Source organism: Cryobacterium sp. MLB-32, assembly GCF_000738085.1.
GTDB lineage: Bacteria > Actinomycetota > Actinomycetes > Actinomycetales > Microbacteriaceae > Cryobacterium.
Genome location: NZ_JPRS01000524.1, coordinates 1 through 697 on the forward strand (window position 1 = coordinate 1; position 697 = coordinate 697).

At 57.4% G+C, this 697-nt stretch carries 1 protein-coding gene; it reads left to right on the forward strand.

The window, feature by feature from the left end; all coding sequences use genetic code 11:
• Positions 1–453: 453 nt before the first annotated feature.
• On the forward strand, positions 454–697 hold a 244-nt coding region (locus JF66_RS24730; protein WP_231556527.1), incomplete at its 3' end, for a hypothetical protein.

Below are 697 nucleotides of genomic sequence, written 5' to 3' on the forward strand. Positions count from 1 at the left end.
CAGCAACTTTGCAGGACCAGTCGCAGGCGAGACTTTAATGACTGACCTCCGACACGCCGGTGGGATGTCGTTTCCTTAAACGAAATCGTGCGCTTTACTGGTCTCATGGCAAGGATAAATCGGGGACGACCCAGCAAGGGTGATCGTGACGCGTTCATGACCAAGCCTGCACGTCCGGTTGGCGATGCTATTCGGCAGAATGCTGAAGATCTTGGAATGACCTACGGCGACTACATCGCCTCCATTCTTGCCCGCGAGCTCGGCATGCCTGAGTACGCGCCCGTTCCGCCACACCCCAACGCTGAGGAGCCGCCCATCACCACGGTCGCTTAAACGAAAGAGCCCGCCGCTTGCGCGACGGGCTTCTCCAAGTTTCGTAGCTCAAACCCTCTTCGCTTGCCGGCACGAGGTCTGAGCTAATCCAGATCACCAGCCCTTGCGGGAGGTTTCTCTATGTCTGAAAGTGTAACTGATGTCTTGGCGAAAGCCCCCGAATTGGTTTTGGGCGTGTCTTCCCGTGCTTCGGTGAGTTCAACTGACGGTTTCGCGGTCTCGAACACTGCTGAACCGCTCGTCCTGAACGCGTGGGATTTGTCGCGCCGGTTGAGCCCGCGCGATCAAGTACGTGTGATGAAGCGAGACGCGTATGGGCGTTTGGATGAAAACAGTTACCCGGTCATCTTCCGTGTCGGGCCGA